General features: G+C 42.8%; 26 protein-coding genes and 1 pseudogene. 13 read left to right on the top strand and 14 right to left on the bottom strand.

Going from position 1 to position 20,997, the window contains the following annotated elements; genetic code table 11:
• Positions 1-71 precede the first annotated feature (71 nt).
• Positions 72-1,091 carry an ABC transporter ATP-binding protein gene (locus IQ246_RS20280; protein WP_194005139.1) on the bottom strand — a complete coding sequence of 340 codons (1,020 nt, stop codon included), beginning with the start codon at positions 1,089-1,091 and terminating at the stop codon, positions 72-74.
• A gap of 171 nt (positions 1,092-1,262) precedes the next feature.
• On the opposite strand from IQ246_RS20280, the gene dtd reads away from it, so the two are divergent.
• From dtd to IQ246_RS20265, 3 genes are all read left to right on the top strand, one after another.
• Entirely contained in the window at positions 1,263-1,715 is a 453-nt protein-coding gene (gene dtd / locus IQ246_RS20275; protein ID WP_194005138.1) for a D-aminoacyl-tRNA deacylase, read from the top strand.
• A 103-nt stretch (positions 1,716-1,818) separates the two neighbouring features.
• Entirely contained in the window at positions 1,819-2,154 is a 336-nt protein-coding gene (gene psb28 / locus IQ246_RS20270; RefSeq protein ID WP_194005137.1) for a photosystem II reaction center protein Psb28, read from the top strand.
• Between the two features lie 67 nt (positions 2,155-2,221).
• Complete coding sequence (locus IQ246_RS20265) at positions 2,222-2,725, top strand: molybdenum cofactor biosynthesis protein B (RefSeq protein ID WP_194005136.1); 504 nt, start codon at positions 2,222-2,224, stop codon at positions 2,723-2,725.
• Positions 2,726-2,919: 194 nt separating this feature from the next.
• Here the strand turns inward: IQ246_RS20265 and mraY are convergent, their stop codons facing one another.
• Together mraY and IQ246_RS20255 are read right to left on the bottom strand one after the other, a co-directional pair.
• Positions 2,920-4,011: a phospho-N-acetylmuramoyl-pentapeptide-transferase gene (gene mraY, locus IQ246_RS20260; RefSeq protein WP_194005135.1), complete on the bottom strand. Its 1,092-nt coding sequence runs from the start codon at positions 4,009-4,011 to the stop codon at positions 2,920-2,922.
• Positions 4,012-4,090: 79 nt separating this feature from the next.
• The gene (locus tag IQ246_RS20255) at positions 4,091-4,330 is read right to left on the bottom strand and encodes a DUF3134 domain-containing protein (RefSeq protein ID WP_194005134.1); all 240 of its coding nucleotides are present in this window, start codon (positions 4,328-4,330) and stop codon (positions 4,091-4,093) included.
• Positions 4,331-4,583: 253 nt separating this feature from the next.
• Between IQ246_RS20255 and IQ246_RS20250 the strand changes: the two genes are divergently transcribed.
• The gene (locus IQ246_RS20250; RefSeq protein WP_194005133.1) at positions 4,584-5,168 is read left to right on the top strand and encodes a PAP/fibrillin family protein; all 585 of its coding nucleotides are present in this window, start codon (positions 4,584-4,586) and stop codon (positions 5,166-5,168) included.
• 243 nt (positions 5,169-5,411) lie between these two features.
• Here IQ246_RS20250 and IQ246_RS20245 read toward each other — a convergent pair whose 3' ends face one another.
• On the bottom strand, positions 5,412-5,555 hold the full coding sequence (locus IQ246_RS20245) for a hypothetical protein (protein ID WP_194005141.1): 144 nt from the start codon (positions 5,553-5,555) through the stop codon (positions 5,412-5,414).
• 103 nt (positions 5,556-5,658) lie between these two features.
• Here IQ246_RS20245 and IQ246_RS20240 point away from each other — a divergent pair, with 103 nt between their 5' ends.
• From IQ246_RS20240 to mdh, 4 genes are all read left to right on the top strand, one after another.
• A complete protein-coding gene (locus tag IQ246_RS20240) occupies positions 5,659-5,886 on the top strand; it encodes a photosystem I reaction center subunit IV (RefSeq protein WP_194005132.1) in 228 nt (75 codons plus the stop codon).
• 226 nt (positions 5,887-6,112) lie between these two features.
• Complete coding sequence (locus IQ246_RS20235) at positions 6,113-6,958, top strand: DNA-formamidopyrimidine glycosylase (protein WP_194005131.1); 846 nt, start codon at positions 6,113-6,115, stop codon at positions 6,956-6,958.
• A gap of 147 nt (positions 6,959-7,105) precedes the next feature.
• Entirely contained in the window at positions 7,106-7,321 is a 216-nt protein-coding gene (locus IQ246_RS20230; protein WP_194005130.1) for an NAD(P)H-quinone oxidoreductase subunit O, read from the top strand.
• A 250-nt stretch (positions 7,322-7,571) separates the two neighbouring features.
• Complete coding sequence (mdh, locus tag IQ246_RS20225; protein WP_194005129.1) at positions 7,572-8,546, top strand: malate dehydrogenase; 975 nt, start codon at positions 7,572-7,574, stop codon at positions 8,544-8,546.
• Positions 8,547-8,764: 218 nt separating this feature from the next.
• On the opposite strand, the gene IQ246_RS20220 is transcribed toward mdh, so the two are convergent.
• From IQ246_RS20220 to IQ246_RS20210, 3 genes are all read right to left on the bottom strand, one after another.
• Positions 8,765-9,088 carry a translation initiation factor gene (locus IQ246_RS20220; RefSeq protein WP_194005128.1) on the bottom strand — a complete coding sequence of 108 codons (324 nt, stop codon included), beginning with the start codon at positions 9,086-9,088 and terminating at the stop codon, positions 8,765-8,767.
• 95 nt (positions 9,089-9,183) lie between these two features.
• On the bottom strand, positions 9,184-9,675 hold the full coding sequence (locus tag IQ246_RS20215; RefSeq protein WP_194005140.1) for a hypothetical protein: 492 nt from the start codon (positions 9,673-9,675) through the stop codon (positions 9,184-9,186).
• Positions 9,676-10,505: 830 nt separating this feature from the next.
• The gene (locus tag IQ246_RS20210) at positions 10,506-11,111 is read right to left on the bottom strand and encodes a DUF4360 domain-containing protein (protein ID WP_194005127.1); all 606 of its coding nucleotides are present in this window, start codon (positions 11,109-11,111) and stop codon (positions 10,506-10,508) included.
• A gap of 685 nt (positions 11,112-11,796) precedes the next feature.
• Here IQ246_RS20210 and IQ246_RS20205 point away from each other — a divergent pair.
• A complete protein-coding gene (locus IQ246_RS20205) occupies positions 11,797-11,976 on the top strand; it encodes a hypothetical protein (protein ID WP_194005126.1) in 180 nt (59 codons plus the stop codon).
• 7 nt (positions 11,977-11,983) lie between these two features.
• On the opposite strand, the gene IQ246_RS20200 is transcribed toward IQ246_RS20205, so the two are convergent.
• Positions 11,984-12,922 (bottom strand): alpha/beta fold hydrolase, encoded by a 939-nt coding sequence (locus IQ246_RS20200; RefSeq protein ID WP_194005125.1) that lies wholly within the window; start codon positions 12,920-12,922, stop codon positions 11,984-11,986.
• Positions 12,923-13,159: 237 nt separating this feature from the next.
• Here IQ246_RS20200 and IQ246_RS20195 point away from each other — a divergent pair, with 237 nt between their 5' ends.
• Positions 13,160-14,041, top strand: coding sequence for a shikimate dehydrogenase (locus tag IQ246_RS20195; RefSeq protein WP_194005124.1), 882 nt, complete (start codon positions 13,160-13,162; stop codon positions 14,039-14,041).
• 89 nt (positions 14,042-14,130) lie between these two features.
• On the opposite strand, the gene IQ246_RS20190 is transcribed toward IQ246_RS20195, so the two are convergent.
• Entirely contained in the window at positions 14,131-14,742 is a 612-nt protein-coding gene (locus IQ246_RS20190; RefSeq protein WP_194005123.1) for a hypothetical protein, read from the bottom strand.
• Positions 14,743-15,066: 324 nt separating this feature from the next.
• Between IQ246_RS20190 and IQ246_RS20185 the strand changes: the two genes are divergently transcribed.
• A complete protein-coding gene (locus IQ246_RS20185) occupies positions 15,067-15,438 on the top strand; it encodes a hypothetical protein (protein ID WP_194005122.1) in 372 nt (123 codons plus the stop codon).
• Between the two features lie 142 nt (positions 15,439-15,580).
• Here IQ246_RS20185 and IQ246_RS20180 read toward each other — a convergent pair whose 3' ends face one another.
• The 3 genes from IQ246_RS20180 to upp all read right to left on the bottom strand — a co-directional run bounded on the left by IQ246_RS20180 (position 15,581) and on the right by upp (position 17,045).
• Complete coding sequence (locus tag IQ246_RS20180) at positions 15,581-15,838, bottom strand: YggT family protein (protein WP_194005121.1); 258 nt, start codon at positions 15,836-15,838, stop codon at positions 15,581-15,583.
• 126 nt (positions 15,839-15,964) lie between these two features.
• The gene (locus tag IQ246_RS20175; protein ID WP_194005120.1) at positions 15,965-16,318 is read right to left on the bottom strand and encodes a hypothetical protein; all 354 of its coding nucleotides are present in this window, start codon (positions 16,316-16,318) and stop codon (positions 15,965-15,967) included.
• Positions 16,319-16,394: 76 nt separating this feature from the next.
• The gene (upp, locus tag IQ246_RS20170) at positions 16,395-17,045 is read right to left on the bottom strand and encodes a uracil phosphoribosyltransferase (RefSeq protein WP_194005119.1); all 651 of its coding nucleotides are present in this window, start codon (positions 17,043-17,045) and stop codon (positions 16,395-16,397) included.
• A 335-nt stretch (positions 17,046-17,380) separates the two neighbouring features.
• Here upp and crtH point away from each other — a divergent pair, with 335 nt between their 5' ends.
• Positions 17,381-18,871 (top strand): carotenoid isomerase, encoded by a 1,491-nt coding sequence (gene crtH, locus IQ246_RS20165; protein ID WP_194005118.1) that lies wholly within the window; start codon positions 17,381-17,383, stop codon positions 18,869-18,871.
• Positions 18,872-19,269: 398 nt separating this feature from the next.
• Here crtH and IQ246_RS20160 read toward each other — a convergent pair whose 3' ends face one another.
• Positions 19,270-19,767, bottom strand: coding sequence for a pentapeptide repeat-containing protein (locus tag IQ246_RS20160; protein ID WP_194005117.1), 498 nt, complete (start codon positions 19,765-19,767; stop codon positions 19,270-19,272).
• 149 nt (positions 19,768-19,916) lie between these two features.
• Positions 19,917-20,252 (bottom strand): annotated as a pseudogene (locus IQ246_RS20155) (ATP-binding cassette domain-containing protein); the annotation flags it as partial.
• Between the two features lie 189 nt (positions 20,253-20,441).
• Between IQ246_RS20155 and IQ246_RS20150 the strand changes: the two are divergent.
• Positions 20,442-20,888 carry a hypothetical protein gene (locus IQ246_RS20150; protein WP_194005116.1) on the top strand — a complete coding sequence of 149 codons (447 nt, stop codon included), beginning with the start codon at positions 20,442-20,444 and terminating at the stop codon, positions 20,886-20,888.
• Positions 20,889-20,997: the final 109 nt, after the last annotated feature.

The following is a 20,997-nucleotide window of genomic DNA, read 5'->3' as shown; positions in this document are numbered from 1 at the left end:
TTGGGCATTGGGCATTGGGCATTGGGTTGGGGATTAAAAGAATTCTTTCCCAGTCCCCATTCGCCATGCCCCTATCTCATATTCTGCTTTTTCTCAGCTTTGGGATCACGATTGGCAACTGCTGCTAGTTCCGCATCCATTAGCGTGCGTCCTGTAGCAGCAAGGTAAACATCATCAAGACTAGGACGAGATTGGGCAATGCCAAAAATAGGCAAGCCAGCGGTATTTAATGCTTGCTGTATGCTAATGAGAACATCATTTTGAGGAGTCACCACCAAGTTGAGGGAATTACCTTGAGCGCTGTTGATGATGACTTCTTGCACAAACGGTAAAGGTTGCAGGAGGTTTTTGGCTTTTTCCGCTTCCTCGCTGGGGGAAAACTCACGGATTCGCAAAGTGATGCGATCGCCTCCTACCTGATCTTTTAACTGTGAGGGTGTACCAGAGGCTATTACAACGCCACGATCAATAATTGCTACGCGATCAGCTAACGCGTCAACCTCTTCTAAATAGTGGCTGGTAATTAATACCGTTGTTCCAGAAGCGCGTAGCTTCCGCAAGAAGTCCCACACTACAAAACGGCTTTCTATGTCAAGCCCTACCGTCGGCTCATCCAACACTAGTACATCCGGTGCATGGAGCAATCCAGCAGCCAAGTCGAGGCGCTTGCGTAAACCACCAGAGTAGGTTCCTGTCTTTTTATTAGCGTATTCTTGTAAACCAAGTAAATTCATTACTGTGTCAATACGCTGCTTAGCTATTGCGCCTGGGATATGATAAAGGGACGCTTGCAATTGCAGCAATTCTTTTCCAGTTAGCACCTTATCTAAAGCGACTTCCTGGGCTACATAACCTAGCCGTTGTCTTGCCTGTTTAGGATGATCTAAAACAGAGATACCAGATACTTCGATTTTACCAGCATCTGGTGTGGTGAGAGTACACAAGGCACGCAGAGTTGTGGTTTTCCCAGCACCGTTGGGGCCAAGTAAACCAAATATTTCTCCTGGTTCCACCTGAAAGGAAATATCCTTGACGGCGACCACAGTACCATAGCGTTTTTGCAGATTTTGAATTAAAACGGCGGGAGCCATGACAGCTAATCCCTAACGATACAAATCTCAACAAAGTCTATCTCTATTGTAGTTGAGTAGTGTTAAGTGAAGCGATCGCTGGGATACAGCTCCTTTTTTTTTATGTGAGTTCGACGAGTTATATTGTGTGCATGTAATTAGCCGTCAAAAAGGTTCATCAACCTGATCTTTATGCGCGTGCTCATCCAGCGAGTCAAATCATCTCTAGTGACTGTTAATGGCGAAATTGTTGGCAAAATTGGGCGAGGGCTAAACTTGCTCGTAGGTATTGCCGATACTGATACTGATGTTCAAATCGATTGGATGGCGCGTAAATGTTTGGAATTACGGCTATTTCCTGATGAAAAAAAAGACGATAAATGGCAAAAATCTGTCCAAGAAATTGGCGGTGAATTACTGGTAGTCAGTCAGTTTACACTTTACGGCGACTGTCGTAAAGGTCGCCGTCCTTCTTTTGAAAGTTCAGCTAGCCCGCCATTAGCTTTATATTTGTATAATCGTTTTGTTACGAAGTTGCAAGGTAGTGGTTTGCAGGTGGAAAAAGGTCAATTTGGTGCAATGATGCAAGTTACAATTGAAAATGATGGCCCTGTAACTTTGTTGCTTGAACGTGAAGCAGTTTAAATATAAATGCGTAAAAAATGAATATCAGTAGCCTTTAGACTTGAAGTTCTAAATAATGAGAGAATATTAAATTAACCATCACAAAAGTTTAAATTCTTTCATCATGGCGAAAATTCAGTTTTCTAGAGGTATTGACGAAGAAGTAATTCCAGAGGTGCGCTTGACGCGATCGCGTACTGGCGACAGTGGTACAGCGACGTTTATTTTTACAAATCCTAATATTTTAGGACAAAACAGCACCGACGACATCACCGGAATGTACATGATTGACGAAGAAGGGGAAATAATTACCCGCGAAGTTAAGGGTAAATTTGTCAACGGTAAACCTGAAGCATTAGAAGCACTTTACTTGATGAAATCCGCCGAAGAATGGGATCGCTTTATGCGCTTCATGGAACGGTACGCCGATGAAAACGGTCTTGGACTCAGCAAAGCTTAAGCCAGTAACTAATTAGTGGTCAGCAGTATATAAAGAAATAACTGACCACTGACAAATAATAAAAAGCATGACGCAACAACCCCACCCAGACTTGCTTGGAATTACTGTAACTTGCGCTGTTGTTACCGTCAGCGATACACGCTCCCCAGAAACAGACAACAGTGGTCAACTAATCCAGCAATTACTCCTTAATGCTAATCATCCCGTAGGAGCCTACACAATTATTAAAGATGAACCAACACAAATTAAAGGGCAGATAGAACAGCTAGGTAGAAGCTCGAATTTGGATGCTGTAATTTTTAATGGTGGCACAGGTATTGCACCGAAAGATACCACTTACGATGCTATTGAGAACTTACTAGAGAAAACTTTGCCTGGATTTGGAGAGTTGTTTCGCTATTTAAGTTATCAAGAAATTGGTTCGCGTGCGATCGCCTCTCGCGCTGTCGCTGGTGTTTATCAAAATAAATTAATCTTTTCTGTTCCGGGTTCCAGTAATGCTGTGCGACTTGCGATGGAAAGACTTATATTACCAGAACTCTCTCACTTGGTAGGTCAGATGCGTAAATAGGGAATTGGGGAATTGGGAATGGGGAATTGGGTATTGGTAATTATTTTCTATGCTTTATGCTCTATGCCCCAAGCAGACAAGGTTTCCCGCCGCTTTGAATAAAAAACAACCTCCGCATCTAGGGAGGTTGTCAATTGGACTTCTAAATTCTTTTAAAAGATTCAGAATGGAGCGATGCCTGCGGCGGGCTGCGTCTACGCTAAACAGATGGCAGCCAAAATAGTAGCAATTATATAAAATACGGAAACCACTTGCAGTTCTGACCAACCAGTAAGTTCTAGATGATGGTGTAAGGGTGCCATTTTGAAGAGACGCTTGCCTTTACCATCGGGGCCTTTGGTGGCTTTATAATAACTTACCTGCGCCATCACAGAAAGAGTTTCTACAAAGAAGATTCCGCTAAGAATGAACAGTGCTACTAAGCTGTTAGTTAATAGTGCTACAGCAGCTAGAGCGCCTCCTAGTGCTAGAGAACCAGTATCTCCCATGAAAACACGAGCTGGGTTACGGTTATGAGCTAAGAAACCTAAGCAACTACCACTTAAAGCAGCACAAAATACCATCAATCCTGGTGATGTAGGTGCAATCAAAGCCCCTAGTGCTAGTAAAGCGATCGCTACTGTCCCTGCTGCTAAGCCATCAATACCATCAGTTAAATTAGTAGCATTACTTTCTGCAACCAATACAAAGCCAGCCAAAGGCCAGAATAGTAATCCTAATGGTAGTGAAAGACTCACCCAAGGCAAGGCAATATTTGTAATATTAGAAGGCTGATTAAACATCAGCCATAGACAAAACACTGCTGCAAAAATGATTTGCAAAGCTAGTTTCATCTTAGGGGATATACCTTTATTTGACTTCCGGCGCAGAATTTGCCAGTCATCTATCCAGCCAATAAATCCGTAGCTGAGTGTCAATGCGGAAACTGCAAGCACCTCTTTAGCAAAGTTAGACATTATACAGGCAGCTATTACAGCCACTGGTATAAAAAATATGCCCCCCATCGTTGGAGTACCTGCTTTTTTTAGATGAGCTTGGGGGCCATCTTCACGAATTATTTGCCCTGTTTTAAGTACTTGCAGCAGAGGTATTACCCAATAGCCTGCAATACCTGCTCCCAAGGCACACAATAATAGTGGTAGGGTTAATGAGGTACTTTGCCAAGGCACTCTATTTCCCACCCAATCCCAAAAAAACGCTGCAACACCCAGCCCTACCGCTAATAAAGAGGCTAGAGCGATCCCAGAAATGTTTAATCCTTGCTCAGGAGATAATTTAGCGTCCACAGAAATGTTCCTTCACTCCACACTTGCAAAACTGAATATCAGGAACTAAGGATACCACCGAGTCCCCAGACTGAAAAGGCTAATCCTCAGCTATGGCTATATCGTCATCATCGTCAAGATCATAGTCGCCAATACCATCTTCTACACCCATTAGCGACTCTATTTCTTCTTCGTCATCCAGAAAATTCGGTTCGTGAACGTCACGCACTATAAGACGATCGCCGGATTGCAACCAATCCAAGATGGAGGACTCTTGTTTTAATGGAATTACAGCAGCTCGCTGGTTACGGGGTTCTTCACGTAATGGAGAATTCAGCATATCGACGAAGACAAGAAAAGGTTTACCAAAGGTTTACGTAACTTGACATTTAGAGTCTATCACTTGATACGGGCTAATTTAGTTATTCATTCAACTGGTTGGTTTAGAAATCCGCAATCGGATAGAAATTTTTTCTTTGATAGCCGTATGCCAAATGGATGGCGGTTTTTAGTGATTTGTGCGGCTGTATACACGGGACATTAATATCTTGTTTATGCTCATTGAAAATGAATGATTTTTAAGGTGAAAAGCAATGATTGGAAAAGCGGCCCTTATAGATGCGATCGCTGGGACAAATCGCGGAATACTTGCAACTGAGCAACAGAAACAAGCTATCTTAGCAGCGATCGCCAATTTAGAAGACCTTAATCCTACACCACGTCCGGTGGAAGCTAGCAATTTGCTAGATGGCGATTGGCGATTACTATACACTACTAGCAAGGGTATATTAAACCTAGATCGCATACCTTTGTGCAAACTGGGTCAAATTTATCAGTGTATCCGGATAGAAACGAACAGCGTTTACAACATAGCTGAGATTTATGGCTTACCTTATATTGAAGGATTAGTCAGCGTTGCTGCCAAATTTGAGCCAGTTTCAGGTCGTCGCGTCCAAGTGAACTTCGAGCGGTCTATTGTCGGATTACAACGTTTAATAGGATACAATTCTCCGGCAACTTTTATCCAAGAAATTGAAAATGGTAAAAAATTTGCGGCTATTGATACTGCCCTAAATAGTGATACACAGCAGGGCTGGTTAGACATTACCTATATAGATAACAATCTGCGGATTGGCAGAGGTAATGAGGGCAGTGTGTTTGTTTTGAGCAAAGCATAAGCTTGAACGAAAGTACTGTTTGCGTTGAAGGTATATGATTACATGTACTTTGTCAAGTCATATCTAACAGTTTTTTATATTTGAGATGAGGGAGTGGAGGAGTGGGGGAGTCGGGGAGTGGAGGAGTAGCAGTAAGTCTTTCCCCTCTGCCTCGTTCCTCCTCTCCCCCACGCGATTATCATTTTCAATAAGACTATTTTGAGTATTTTAACTGATTGACAAAATGCACTTTATTTTAAAATTTCACGGATGCCAATGCCCAATACCCAATACCCAATGCCCAATACCCCATGCCCAATGCCCAATACCCATGCCCAATACCCAATACCCAATACCCAATGCCCAATGCCCCATGCCCAATGCCCATACCCAATACCCAATGCCCAATGACAAATAACTTAATAAAACCTCTTGCTGATACCTTCAGGTTGTAGAGTGAAATCAATTAGCCCTATATATTGGCGATTGATAATTAAAAGGGAAAATACTCATGGCTCAACGTGGTTCTAAAGTACGTATTCTCCGCCCAGAATCCTACTGGTTTCAGGATGTAGGAACCGTGGCTTCTATTGACCAAAGCGGTATCAAATATCCAGTAATTGTCCGGTTTGAGAAGGTCAATTACGCTGGTATCAATACCAATAACTTTGCTGAGGATGAATTATTTGAGGTAGAAGCACCAAAGGCTAAGCCGAAAAAAGAAGCAGCCAAGCCATAAGGAGATTATTTAATGGGATGATGAAGGAAAGTATCAAACGTGGAATATGGAGTATGGAACTTTCAGTTCTTTCATTCTTTATCCCAGCCTACCTACTCTGAGAAAAGCCACCCTATGGGGATTTACGGTTTATTTTTGAGAGTAGGGTAAGTTAATTACGGGTGTTTACATACTTATCCATGTCTTCTCTTACAAATACATCAAATTGCTTGCTCAATCAGCTTGAATGCCTGAATTGCCTGAAGTTGAAACAGTCCGGCGGGGTCTAAATCAATTGACCCTCAACCAAGAAATTACGGGTGGAGATGTGTTGCTCGATCGCACCATTGCCTACCCGTTTTCTGTAGGTGAATTTATTGCTGGTATTAAAGGGAGTGCCATCGCTACCTGGCATCGTCGTGGCAAATATCTCCTAGCTGAACTCTCCCCCTCATCTCCTGTCGCTACCTGGCTAGGGGTTCATCTGCGAATGACTGGTCAATTACTGTGGTTGCATCGAGATGAACCATTGCACAAGCACACACGGGTCAGAATATTCTTTGGAGATCAGCAGGAATTGCGCTTCATTGACCAGCGCACCTTCGGTAAAATGTGGTGGGTTCCTCCTGGTATTGCTGTAGAAAGTATCATTACAGGTTTAGCAAAACTAGCAGCAGACCCATTTTCACCTGAATTCACCATTGAGTATCTAGCTCTCAAACTCCAAAACCGCCGCCGTCCAATTAAGACTGCGCTACTGGATCAGTCTGTGGTAGCAGGATTAGGTAACATCTATGCCGATGAAGCACTGTTCAAGAGTGGAGTGTTACCCGAAACTCTATGTATAGATTTGCAGCCAAAGCAAATTGAGCGTTTGCGAACAGCTATTATTCAAGTACTAGAAACCAGCATTGAAGCTGGTGGTACGACTTTTAGCAACTTCCTAAATGTAAAAGGTGTAAATGGCAACTATGGCGGTGTTGCATGGGTTTACAATCGCGCTGGAGAACCCTGTCGAGTTTGTGACACAGCAATTGTGCGGATTAGGTTAGCTGGACGATCTAGTCACTTTTGCCCACAGTGTCAGCGTTAATTCTGTCTTTCTCTTGCTCCCCTTTTAGAGTGCTGAGTTAGGAATTTTCCCCTGCTCCCCTTTTTCTTCTAATCACTTTGTACCTTTGCCCCTGAGCGCGAGCTAAAATCCTGAATAAAACCAGTTACAAACTTGAGAGGGGAACTGATGGCAGTCAAAAGAGGAGATATGGTTCGCGCTGTCCGCGAGAAATTGGAAAATAGTCTAGAAGCACAAGCTAGTGATACGCGCTTTCCTTCCTATTTATTTGAAACCAAGGGCGAAATTGTCGATGTCAAAGGTGATTACGCCCTTGTTAAGTTTGGGAAAGTTCCAACACCAAACATTTGGTTACGTCTGGAGCAACTCGAAGAATTTAAATAAGCTGTTACTCATTTAGTTTGTGTAGTTATGCATTATGGCTGTCAAGAGTCAAGTGTCAAACGTCTACTGCTCCTTGGCTCTTGACTGTTGATGACCTTCTGTTATAGTTGACGGTGCGTTTAGCTTGCTTAAGCGGAGGGGTACATTAGAAAATGTGTAATATTAAGACGCTTTCCGGCTTAAATGTGAAGCTACAGAAACCAAACCTGCTTGCAAAAGTTTCATAAAGATCGCACTCTACACCCAAATTATGTCTTCTTCTATCTCCCCAATTGTGTGTAATTTACCTCGTGTCACCATCGTTGGTGCTGGTAGAGTTGGTAGTACCTTAGCCCAACGCATTGCGGAGAAAAACCTGGCAGATGTAGTGTTGTTGGATATCGTCGAGGGAATGCCTCAAGGACTAGCCCTAGATTTGACTGAAGCTAGGGGAATTGAACTACATAATCGCCAGATTATCGGCACAAATAACTATGCTGATACATCTGGTTCTCAAATTGTGGTGATTACTGCTGGAATTCCTCGTAAGCCAGGTATGAGTAGGGATGACTTGCTGAAAACTAATGCCAAGATTGTAGTGGAAGCAGCTAAAAGAGCGATCGCTCACTCTCCTAATGCCATTTTTATTGTCGTTACCAATCCCCTGGATGTGATGACTTATTTAGCTTGGCAAGCAACTGGCTTACCACGCGATCGCATTATGGGTATGGCTGGCGTGTTAGACTCGGCTCGCTTTGAAACCTTTATTGCTCTGGAATTGGGGGTTTTGCCTGCTGATGTCAAGGCGATGGTATTGGGTAGCCACGGCGATTTGATGGTTCCCTTGTCTCGTTATGCTAATGTCAACGGCATTCCCATCACAGAATTGCTAGATGCAACCACAATTGACCGATTGGTAGAGAGAACCCGTAACGGTGGTGCAGAAATTGTGGAATTGATGCAGACGGGTGGTGCTTTTTTTGCGCCAGCATCCGCCACAAGTGTGATGGTAGAATCGATTTTGCTGAATCAGTCGAGATTGTTACCAGTGGCGGCGTATCTGCAAGGTGAATACGAATTAGAAGATATTGTGATTGGCGTTCCCTGTCGTTTGGGATGCGGTGGCATTGAAAGTGTATTGCAATTGAATCTCACCGATGAAGAAAAAGCAGCTTTGCGAGCTTCGGCTCAATCAGTGCGTAAAAATATAGACCGAGCGCAGGAAATTTTGGGTAGCAACATCTAACTTTTGGGCAGCCTCAATTATATTCAGCAAAAACAAAAGGCAGTAGTTTCAAAATCTACTGCCTTGTTTGTCATTCCACAATTTATCCCCGCGTCAAAAACATATTTCACCAATTTCAAAAAAGAATGTGACAGATAGACCATGTAGAGGCGTTGCATTGCAACGTCTCTACCAAAGGATTTGTTGCAATCATTAATTGAATCGGTATTAGTTATGCATTAACGGCGGTAATCCTGATCCGCTGGGTCGCCATAGGGGTCTTCGCTGGCTGGGCGAACATTGCCGTAATAGTCTTGGTCTGCTGGGTCGCCATAGGGGTCTTCGCTGGCTGGTGTGAGGTTGCCATAAGCTCCCTGGTCTGCTGGATCACCGTAAGGATCTTCGCTAGCTGGGCGAACATTGCCGTAATAGTCTTGGTCTGCTGGGTCGCCGTAGGGATCTTCGCTAGCTGGACGTACCTGGCGATCGCCATATTCACCATCTTGAGCATCGTTTGTCCCCAAGAGTAAATCCTTAGCCTTTCGCAAAAAGTCATCTACCATGATTTATCTCCTGATTTGATTTCATGTGTCCCACGTGCGCCATCGGCGTTATCCTCTGGGAAGTCGCTTTGCATTTACACACACACTTTACTTATTTAAAGTGCCGGCGCTGCGCTTGAAGTGATGCCACTTAGATCGCGACCTGTGGAACTCCCGTTATAGCCCTGGAATTCCCGATACTTTTGCGCCTCAGATTCCGGAACTCGAATGCCTTCTCGTGGTGGAGTTACCCAGTGAGCGCGGTGTTGAGCATCGCGGTAATATACACGCCCGTTCTTGGAAAGGTAATACTTACCCTCTGCTCCTTCTCCTTGAGCATTCTTATGTTTGTTGTAGAGGTAGTAAAGTCCTGCGGCTCCCGCCAAAATTGCCACTTTTTGACCTGTAGACAAGCCCTTTTTCGCTTCGGGTTGGTTTACAGGAACACGATTACTCACATTTCTACCAATGGTGTCGTCAACAGGTGGCGGCGTAGCAGTTCGGGAACCTCCTCCGCAGCTACTCAGCAAGGGAACTGTTAGCAACGCTGAAAGCAGCACTGCCAGTAGACGCGAAACTATTTTACGTTCTCTATAGATTGTGTTCATCGTATTTTCGTCATCACCTGTGTTTTCTAAAAGCCTTGCTGCTGCAAATACAGAGTTGGAATGACTGTTATTTTGCTTGGAATTCAAAAAACATACACCGCTTATTGACAACAACATAGCTTTTGGGTTCAGTGCCATGATGAGCGAATTTTTCAGGTTTTTCATCCTGCCTTTGAGATAAATTGTTTTCCTCCCAAAGAAACATATTTGCTAATTAGGCAACAATACTCTTGAGTATTTGACGGGTAGCATAAATTTTATTTATGCGCGTTGGGATGCGATGGAAAACCAAGACTTTAGAGTGAATTGGTAAATTGACTTGTGGTTTTGTAGAATATCCAACATCTATAATTGCAAAACCCAACAAAACATCAACTTTAGTAAACTAAGGGTTGCAACTCACTAACTAGGTGATAACTTAAATATTAGGACACCAAAAAAACAAAAACAAACTAAATGGGTAAATGGCTCGGTGTTCCCCGTCATCAACCCAGGCAAATATCAGCATACGAATATATGTAAGTGGCAAAAAAGCCTCAGCTAAAAGGCAAAGCCAAATCCCAAAGCGGAAAAACCTAAGAATGCTGAATTTGTTAGTTTTATGTCCACCTTAGTTGTCAACTCTTAATTACTTACAAAGTTAAACCATTTGAAAATTGTGAATTCGAGAAAACCTGGTCAACCCTGACCAGGTTTTTGGATTTTCAGCCACTTTACATAATATGAGCGAGCAATGGCTTTGTTGGGTTGGCGCAAGGAAACCTAACACCGTAATTGATGTTAGGTCTCGCATTGATCAACCTAATTTACGCCTTAGACCCTTACAAGACCTAACGACACTGGCGATATTTGATGTGATAAACCAAACCACGGTGGGCGAGGTCAAAGGAGTCAACAGTTGCAATCCCTTGACCACTAGCGGTCATTGCAGCATTCACCCGCATATTTACACTGTCACTACAACGTGACCAGACATCAGCCACAGTCACTAACTGATCTCGAACATTGTAGTCACTTTCGCCTTTAAATGTCCGAGAAAAAACAGGGCCACGCTGACCAGCAAAAAAGTACTCTGCTCTGAGTTTGCCAATTGTGGCGGGAGCAACATAGCCTCGATAATCAGCATCGTAGAGGGAAATTTGGAAGCCTTGGGGTACTTTAATCGGAATGCTTAAGTTACAGTTTTTGCGTCTTTGTTCTGCCTTATTACCTACAGCGATAAACTGATCAAATAGAATACTTAGCTCTTGACCATCGGGACTAACACTCACACTAGCAGATCCTTCAGGACAGCCATTACCACCATATTCTGCACCTAAAATTTCAACTTTTTCGTTAGCAAAAGCAGGACCCACAGAAGCCGTTATCAGTGTAGCCGCAGTCAGAAAAGCTTTGACAAAGTTCATAGATGTTCTCTTGAATTTTTGATTATTCATAACTCACCTTTTTTGATTATTTTGGATAGTGTTAGATCCCAATTTGTTGCGGATGATTCCGGAAAACTGATCGTTAAAAATTCAGGTATAAACCATATTTAATTTTCGATAATTATCTATATATAACTTATAACATCAGCCGAAATCATTGCTATGAATAAGGCATCTAAAATAAACTTATTTCCACTCAAATAATTAATATGTGAATGGTAAGATTAACCATAAATTTTTGACCTGCGCTTTGTAGAGATTGTAAATGATCAAATATTCTCCGAAAAGCCTAGGCATAGACTCTTACAGCCATTATCGACATCTAAAAATTATCGAGAATAGGCTGATGTCACCTACTAAATCTACATCTGCCTACTGAAGTTGAGTTAACTAGAATTGAACTGATTGGCTTATAGAATTATCTCAATAAAATTCAGTATTCTGAGTTCAAATGAACACGTAATTTATACGTCATTGTTGGATAAAAAAACAACGTTTTTATTGTCCCTGAATCAAACATTTAGCGGTCTACAATTAAGAGTTTTTCCATTAATTAATTCTGATTTTTGACTTTTGATTTCTTAGGTAAGTCTTTGATATTCAATTCTTACTTGCTTAATGACTAAAAAGTTTATCTTGTGTTCCCGCAAAACTCGCCAGTTGCTACAACAGAGGAAACCCCCCCCGTTCGCCCTTGGCGTCTCCCCTTCTCTACGTTCGCGCAGCGTGTCGCAGACAGACGCTACGCGTTGGCGCAGCCTCTGGTAGAGAAGGGAGAAGTTTTGATACATGCGGCGGGCTACGCCAACGGATAGCGCAACGCACTGGCTTCTCTGTGCTTGTGCGGTTTGATTCTTCTGTCACTTGTGCGTAAGTTCTAATTACTTTTTAATAGACAAAACCCAATCACGTAAAAGTGGGTTTACTCTATCGGGTACTTCATCGTGAGGACAATGACCCGCCGTCAGGAAATGTTCTGTGAGTTCAGGATAATATTGACGAAACTTCTGAGAACGTTCTCTAGCATTCATCCAAGGATCAGCTTCTCCCCACAACAGCAGCAAAGAACAAGTTAATTGTTTCAATAGCACATCAACTTTTTCTCCTTGAGGAGTGCTAAACACTGAAACAAACACATCCAAAGCACCCGAATCGTAAGCAGGGCGATAAATTTCCTCTACCAATTGGTCTGTAATGGCGCTCTTGTCAAGATAAACTTTTTCTAAAGTTTGGCGAATTACCCAACGCTGTCGCACGTATTGAAACAACACAAACTGGGCTAAAGGTTGTTGCAAAATCCACTTAACACTATCACCTAGCAGTTTCTGCAAAGGATCAGGTTGTTTGGGAGCTTGGATTTCTGATTGTAAAGCTTCAGGTTCAGATGTCGGCTGACTTTCGCCAAAGGGCCCAGCACTGTTGAGCAAAACTAAACCAGCCACACTGTCAGGACATTGTGCTGCGACACACAAGCAAGCATAGCCACCAAGAGAGTTCCCCGCTAATACTGCTTTTTTACCAATCACTTCACTGATAAAATCGTTCAGTTGGTCGCGCCACAAGTCACCGCTGTACTGCAATTTCGGTTTTGCTGAGCGTCCAAACCCCAAAAGGTCGATCGCAAATACTTCAAAATCTTGACACAATCCTGTGATATTCTTGCGCCAGTGGTCTGTAGAAGCACCAAACCCATGTACCAATAGCAAGGGGGGACGTTGGAGTTGTTTCTCTCCCGCACGCACATAATAAATGTTGTGTCCTCGCCACTGCCAATATTTGCCAGGAATTGGGCTTGTAGAGGAAGCTGTAGTTGCCTGCATGATATAAAGAAATATTAAGTAACTTCTAATAATTGTAAACTAGCCATCAAATTACCAGTACTCGAACAACACAAAGTGGGGGAGTAGGGGAGTGGGGGAGTAGAGGAGTGGGGGAGAGAATAATTAATGACAAATGATGAATACTTCTCTACGAGAGGCTGCGCCAACGACTTCGCCTTTCCCTACGGGAGGCTACGCCAACGACTACGCTCAGGACAAGCTCAGTACAAGTGACAAATGGCAAATATATTAATTACAGGCAAAACTCAACTGCTAGGAGTCATTGGCCATCCGGTGGAACATTCGCTCTCACCAGTGATGCATAATGCTGCGATCGCTCAATTAGGATTAGATTACATTTATCTCCCTTTCCCTATAGAACCAGAGAATTTAGAGATAGCGATCGCTGGATTCGCCGCTATTGATGTTGTCGGCTTTAGTGTGACAATCCCTCACAAACAGGCAATATTGCCGTTGTTATCCGAAATTACGCCCATCGCTCAAGCCATAGGCGCAGTGAATACTGTTAGTCGTAAAAATCATCAATGGGTGGGTACGAATACGGATATAGAAGGATTTATCACTCCTTTACAAACAACATATCACCAAGATTGGAGCCAGCAAGTAGCGGTAATTTTAGGTAATGGTGGCGCAGCGAGGGCTGTTGTTGCAGGTTGTCACCAACTCGGTTTTGCCAAAATTCATGTTGTTGGGCGCAACATGCAGAAATTACAAGAATTCCGCAATAGTTGGGGTAATTCACCGCCAGCCAAGAATTTGCAAGTCCATACATGGGACGCACTCATAAAACTCATTCCGCAAGCTAATTTGTTGGTAAACACAACTCCCATTGGTATGCATCCCAAAGTAAATGAGTCACCTTTGAGTGCAGAAGAGATAAAGAAATTACCGCCAGGTGCGATCGCCTACGATTTAATATATATTCCTAAACCAACGCAATTTCTCCAACAAGCACAACAACAAGGTGCAATTGCGATCGATGGATTAGAAATGCTCGTCCAACAAGGGCTAGCAGCATTAAAAATCTGGTTACAGCAAGAAACTTTGCCCGTAGACGTAATGCGCCAAGCTTTGCGAAATCACTTGGGCTTGGGGTGATGGGGAGTCAAGGGTCAAGTGTCAAGGGTCAAGGGTCAAGGGTCAAGGGTCAAAAATTATTCTCCCTCTGCTTCCCCCACTCCCCTACTTTACTTCTGCGGCCAGCGCCAATTGTAGCGATTCCATTCATAGATTCCTTGAATTTTGTACTCAGCGCCGTTGTAGAAGCGGACGACGCAATTAGTAGAGGAATCATCGCTATTGCTAATTTCCTCAATATGAATCACCATACAGGGAAACCATTCGCGCTTACAGGGCCCATCCTGTTGTACCCATTCCCAGAGAGCATTAGAAACTTCAATGCGATCGCCTAGTCTCAGCTTCAATGCATCCTCAAAATAAGAATACTTATCAAAATGGCATGACTCAACACGATTCAGCCACTGCAAACCATAGCGCTGGCGGATAAATTGTACTGTTCCAGAGTCATTTTCCATTAACCAGTCGTTGAGTAATTGCACTTTCCAAGTGCGGTTGCGTAGTTCCTCATCCTTAACAAACTGTAAAAATGTTTCTAATTCCTCTGGTGTAAGTTCGTCTAAGGGATTACCAATATCTGACGCCCCAGAGTTAGAGTTTCCTTGAATTCGTTCGACTACTTGCAGTAATATCTGTTTCTGCATATCAGTGAGAGGACAGCCTATTGCATCACAACTATTAAAGGCTGCTTGCAAGACTGTTTCAATCTCATCTGGAGTCATAAGTTAATAGTAATTGAGGATTTGTTTCGCTAATTATTACAAGGTTAAATTAAAGTCTCCAATCTTCTGGTAGTGAAATTCAGGTAAGCTGAGGTTAAAAACAGTGCCGTTAGCGATAGCGGGGCGTTTAGTCCGTGCCGAGTTAGTTGCAGTTTTTTCCTCTGTACAAAGTTTACTTACTTTTAGTAACCACCATCTTGAGATATGGAAAAGAAAAATAGCATAGTATCCTTATTGAATTCCTTCTACTCAAAATTCAAGACTCAGTACTCAGGACTAATAAAAATTGTCTTTATTTCCTGCTTCATCACGTTTATATCATGGATGATTATTCCCCCGGCTGTAGCACTGACACAGATTAAACTATCTGATATTTCTTATAAGGAGTGTCCACCAGAACTGGCACAAGGGGCAGTTATTAGTAGCGGTTCTGCGGCTGCCAATTGCTTTATTGTCATTGGCAAAGCAGAAAATGGTACTAATAAAACAGTCTACGACGCAGATATTTTTGGACGCATCTATGATGCCAATAATGATTCAGTCATGCAAAACCGTACTCGCTTGGGTTCTATTGCCGAAGTACCACCAGGTACTAGCGATTTTGAATTGAGAATTTCTGTACCTGCTAATCAGCCCTTGCCTTTAAAGCTGAAGCAGTTTAAGGCAGCTGGGTTTAGCGGACAAGTCCGCAAGTAAGCTGTCTGTTGGGATTAACTTGAAAGTATTAGTAATTTGGACACAGATAAGGACTGTAGAGACGCTTCTACACTTAACGTCTCTACAAAAGTCTTTACTGGGGTAGTAATCAAAATCCCTGTACAAATAGATTGCAGGCTAATTAATAAGGAATGGCTCTAAGTAAGCTACCAGCTAAGTTGAGCGCTAAGAAAGCTAAAATCGGAGAAAAATCTATGCCGCCTAAAGAAGGAATAATTGAGCGGAATAGATTTAGATAAGGATCAGTTATTTGTCCCAAGGCGGCAAATGGCTGATTATACCAATTGATTGTCGGGAACCAGGTCAACAAAACCCGAACAATTAGCAAATAGCTGTAAAAGGTGATGAAGGTAATTAGTGTCGTAATCAGTAAACTCATAGATAGCTTGGTTTCCTGCTAAGTTTCAAACGCGGTCTTATCATTGATTTTAATTTAGCCGATGTCATAGTGTATGCAGATTACGCATTTACCACACTTGACAGTTTCACCACGTCTAAACAAACTTTAAGAGTCTTTGGTGACGGAGCGATCGCTAATTACCTGTGGTGAGCCACCATTCACATTCCCCAGTTGCTTTCGCACTTCATCAATTGTGGCATTAAGCTGAGCAATTTTATCTTCTAGCGATCGCCGGGCTGTTTCCATTCCTATACCCTCATTTTCTGCGGCTTTCATCTGACGCCGTTTCGCTGATATTTTCTTAGCTTCGACTTGGCTATCTGTTAGTTCTGTGTCCTCCTCAGTTGTCAATTCCACATCGCGTCGAGAAGCAATAACTGCTCCTAGAACACCACCAACAACGCTACCAAAAAATGCCCCTGCGACAAAACCACTGGCAAAACCATCTCGCTGACTCATATCTTTACCGCCTTCAAAAAACCTTGCAACTGTTACATATAGTTAAGCTATTTTGCTGCCTTAGCTGCATACTAGCTTAAGTCCCAAAGATGCGATCGCCTGCATCTCCCAATCCTGGTACAATATATCCCTTGCTGTTGAGTTTTTCGTCGATAGCAGCCGTATAAATAATTAAACCTGGATAAGCAGCACTCAGTTTTTGCAAAGCTGGCGGAGCCGCCACCACGCAAACAATCCGCGTTAAAACTGGATCAACACCTCGTTTAGTTAATTCTGTCATTGCAGTCATTATCGACCCTCCCGTCGCCAACATCGGATCGGTAATTAACACCCGTGTTTGAGGATCAAATTTTTCTGGTAATTTGTTTAGGTAACACGAGGGTTCCAGCGTCTGTTCATCTCGCACCAAGCCAAGATGATAAATCGATGCTAAGGGCAATAAAGTCTGCGCTCCTTCTAGTAATCCTAGCCCAGCTCGCAGAATCGGCACTACTGCCACAGGTATCTGGGGATCAATCAAAGTTGCTGGACAGGAATCCAAGGGACTCTGCACCATTGTTTCTTCGGTTGGTAGCCAGTCTCGCGCAGCTTCATAAGTCAGCCATCTTCCCAACTCAGTCATGGCACTGCGGAATAATACTGAAGGTGTAGCAGCATCACGAGCAACTGCTAGCCAGTGCTTGATGAGTGGATGGGGTGGAACATAAACACGCAGTTGTAGCGTCATAGCCAGAACTAGGCGACTTTTTATTGTACAAGAACTGAAACATCATAATACTCTTTCCTGCCTACGACTGACAGCTAAAATCAATACCCTTAAAATTATTGATAACTATTTTCATTAATAATTGACATTTATTCTCAATCGAGGCTATACTCTTATAAAGTGTTCTCCTCTCTTTAAGGATCGGCAGACGGGATTGGCCAGCGGTAGCAGGCTCGTCCCTCTTTTTTTTGTCATTAGTCAGAAGAAAATAACAAACAGAGAAGTCTGAACAGAGCGCAAAATCAGAGTGGAGGCTTTCTCCACTTTGAACTTCGGGGACAAAGGACAAACGACAAATGACAAACGACGTAATTGTGATTGGCTCTGGTATTGGCGGATTAGTGACAGCAACCCAGCTAGCAGCAAAGGGCGCTAAAGTGCTAGTACTTGAACGTTATCTAATCCCCGGTGGCAGCGCTGGTTATTTTGAACGCCAAGGTTATCGATTCGATGTTGGAGCATCGATGATTTTTGGTTTGGGGCACAACGGCACCACCAACTTACTCACTCGCGCCTTGGACGCTGTGAATGTTAGCCAACAGACAATCGCCGATTCTGTGCAGATTCACTATCATCTGCCCCAAGGTCTAGACCTGAAAGTTGACCGGGTTTATGAAAAGTTTTTGCAAAATCTTGCTGCTTATTTTCGTCATGAAGAACAAGGGATTCGTCGCTTTTATGACGAATGCTGGAAGGTTTTCAACTGCCTCAACAGCATGGATTTGCTGTCGCTGGAAGAACCTCGGTATCTGATGCGGGTATTTTTTCAGCATCCCTTGGCGTGTCTCGGTTTAGTCAAGTATCTGCCCCAAAACGTTGGTGATGTGGCACGCCGCTACATCAAAGATCCCCAATTATTGAAATTTATCGATATGGAATGTTATTGCTGGTCGGTAGTTCCAGCTAACATGACACCAATGATTAATGCTGGAATGGTCTTCTCTGACAGGCATTACGGCGGAGTTAATTACCCGAAAGGCGGGGTGGGAAAAATTGCCCAAAAACTAGTTGAGGGTTTAGAGAAAGCTGGAGGTAAGATTCAGTACCAATCTAGAGTCACCAAAATTCTTACAGAACAAGGAAAAGCCGTGGGTGTGCAACTGGCTAATGGGAAAGTATATCGGGGTAAACGCATAGTTTCTAATGCTACACGCTGGGATACTTTTCAACAATTACTACCAGCAACTGAAATTCTCTATAATGAGAAAAAATGGCAACAAAACTATCAAAAATCACCAAGCTTTTTGAGTTTGCATCTGGGGGTAAAAACGGAAGTTTTGCCTAGGGGAACAGAGTGCCATCATATTTTGCTCGAAGATTGGGAAAAGATGGCAGCAGTGGAAGGTACAATTTTTGTTTCGATTCCCACATTACTTGACCCAGATTTAGCACCAGCCGGATATCACATCATCCATGCCTTCACGCCTCACTGGATTGATGATTGGCTCTCACTTTCTCTAGATGATTACGAGGCAAAGAAAGAAGAAGCAGCTTGGCGAATTATTGACCGACTAGAAAAGATTTTTCCAGGTTTAGATGCCGGATTAGATTATCTAGAGGTGGGAACACCGCGAACCCATCGCCGCTTTTTGGGTCGTGAGGATGGCACTTATGGGCCAATTCCCCGGCGTAAGTTGCGTGGGCTGTTGGGGATGCCGTTTAATCGCACCGCTGTTCCAGGACTTTATTGTGTGGGAGATAGCACTTTCCCAGGACAAGGGTTAAATGCAGTAGCTTTTTCTGGGTTTGCTTGCGCTCATCGTATTGCCGTGGATTTGGGATTGTGATATTTACCCAAATTAGTGCAATGATTTCTCAAAGTTTTCATAATAACTTGCAAGCGATCGCTTTTTCGCCTAAGTGCATGATTCCGAAAAATTTTAGTATTGTGCTTTAATAGTGAGCGCCTTTTATTTTTTCATGAATCCTCCTCACACAGCAATCTATCACTGATGCGACTTACACCCAAATCAAATATTGTGAAAGTAAGCTGGTTCATACCCAGCTTTTTAAGTGTGTTCATACTTGGGTCTAACGTCCAAGCTGCTGCAAAGTTTCAAGAAATTAGCTCGGTTCAAATGGATAATCATCGGTGTGCATTTCTGTTTATCTGTGGTTTTGTAATTGTCTTTTAAAAGGGTTTTTGTTCCTGAAAATTCCTTGACGGTATTTTTGATCTTGTTTTTTAATCCAAATCATCTGAATGATTGAATCTAGCTCCTCGCCGTTGTAAATCTTGACGTTGCAGCTTTGTCAATCCGATTCCTGTGCCAAATTTGCATTCATCTACTAACGTATCTAACCAAATAGTTTCATTTACAGTTGCACACCTTAAATCAGCATTTCTCAAGTTGGCTCTTGTAAAGTTTACAAATAATAGGTCTGCATTAACTAAACTGCTACCTTGCAGATTAGCTCCTGATAAATTTCCCTTGATGAAGTTTACCCCATCTAAAATTAAACCAGATAAATCTGCTCCCATTAAATTAGGAAATTTAAGCTTACTTGGATACTGTAAAAACCGGATTATACAAATTATATTTGCTTCGTTTAGGCGTATTTTAGTTAAGAATTCATAACGAGCTATACCCAGTTCCTTGAGAATTTGTAGCCGCTGGGGAGGACTTTGTTGTAAAAACTGAATAGCAGCATGGCGTAAGTCTTGAGTAGATATATTTAGCATGTTAAATCCTGATGCTTTTGCCGTTTCAAATTTTAAACGCCGATATACGCAAATAGTTACAGAATGTCTTTAAGTTTCCGCAACAGTTGCGGATTCCAATCGCCTATTTTGTCTGCCAAATTGAGCATTATAGAAAAATTTCTCCAAAAATGGATAATGGTTCGCGCTAGACTCAAGCGCTGTTTCATCCCTCGCGACAGAGTAGAAATTAGGCTATTGCGTTTATTACCAAGTTGGATTAGTTTTAACACTTCGTGTAGGCGTTGAGTGCGGCGCGGTTCCCGCAAGCGATACAAACGCGCAAAATAATCTAAATAGTCTCAGACTGTCAAATCCTCATACAGCGGATAGTCATCGGGTAAATAGCCAAGACGACGCTTAAGCTTGGGATTACTCTTGTCGCAAAGTAGGCGATCGCCATTAATATAAATCTCATCGGTAGTTGGTTCCTCAGCAGTTGCCAACATCTGGATGAAATTAGTTCTAATTTATACATATATTTCTCTCTCTAACCTGGTTTTGGCAACACAACCAAAATTGTTTGCAACACAACCATTGAAAGAGTGAATTTATCTAACAACTTATGACGATAAAACCTCTGTCTAAGGAAAGATTTGGCTGATAAACCAGATGAAGTAAAAATAGTAAGCTAAATCTCATGCAGATTGTATTCTATGAAACTGAATTACTTGATCAAACGGCTTTCAACGGTAGGACGTTGGATGGCTACAGCTATGTTTTGTGTATCAGCGATCGCTTTTGTTTGGCACGGTGCATTTTTCTCAAACACCTCAGCAATGGCTGAGCCTGCTGCAACCTTAATGGCATCAGCAGACGCAGGCGATCAAGTTAAAAGCAAAGCCAGCGAAGATTCAGGACGAGCTAAAAATTTCATCCGAGATACGGCAGATAAAGTTGAGCAAACTGCAAAGAAAAATGCCGCTAAAGTTGATCAAGCAACAGACAGTGGTAGTTTTATTGAACGCAAAGCCAAGAAAGATGCAGCTCGAATTGAGAAAAGAGCAGAGGAAGATGCAGCTCGCACGCAGAAAGCAGTAGACAACACAAAGAATGCTGTTGAACGCACTGTTGATGGCATCAAAGATGCTTTTGGCAAATAGTATAGAACTAGCTTGAACTGGGGATTGGGGACTGGTGACTAAATAATTTAGCCAATGCCCAATGCCCCATCCCCAATGCCCAATGCCCAATGCCCCATCCCCAATGCCC

This window comes from aff. Roholtiella sp. LEGE 12411 (genome assembly GCF_015206995.1).
GTDB lineage: Bacteria > Cyanobacteriota > Cyanobacteriia > Cyanobacteriales > Nostocaceae > Komarekiella.
This window is presented reverse-complemented; position numbering and strand designations above follow the sequence as displayed.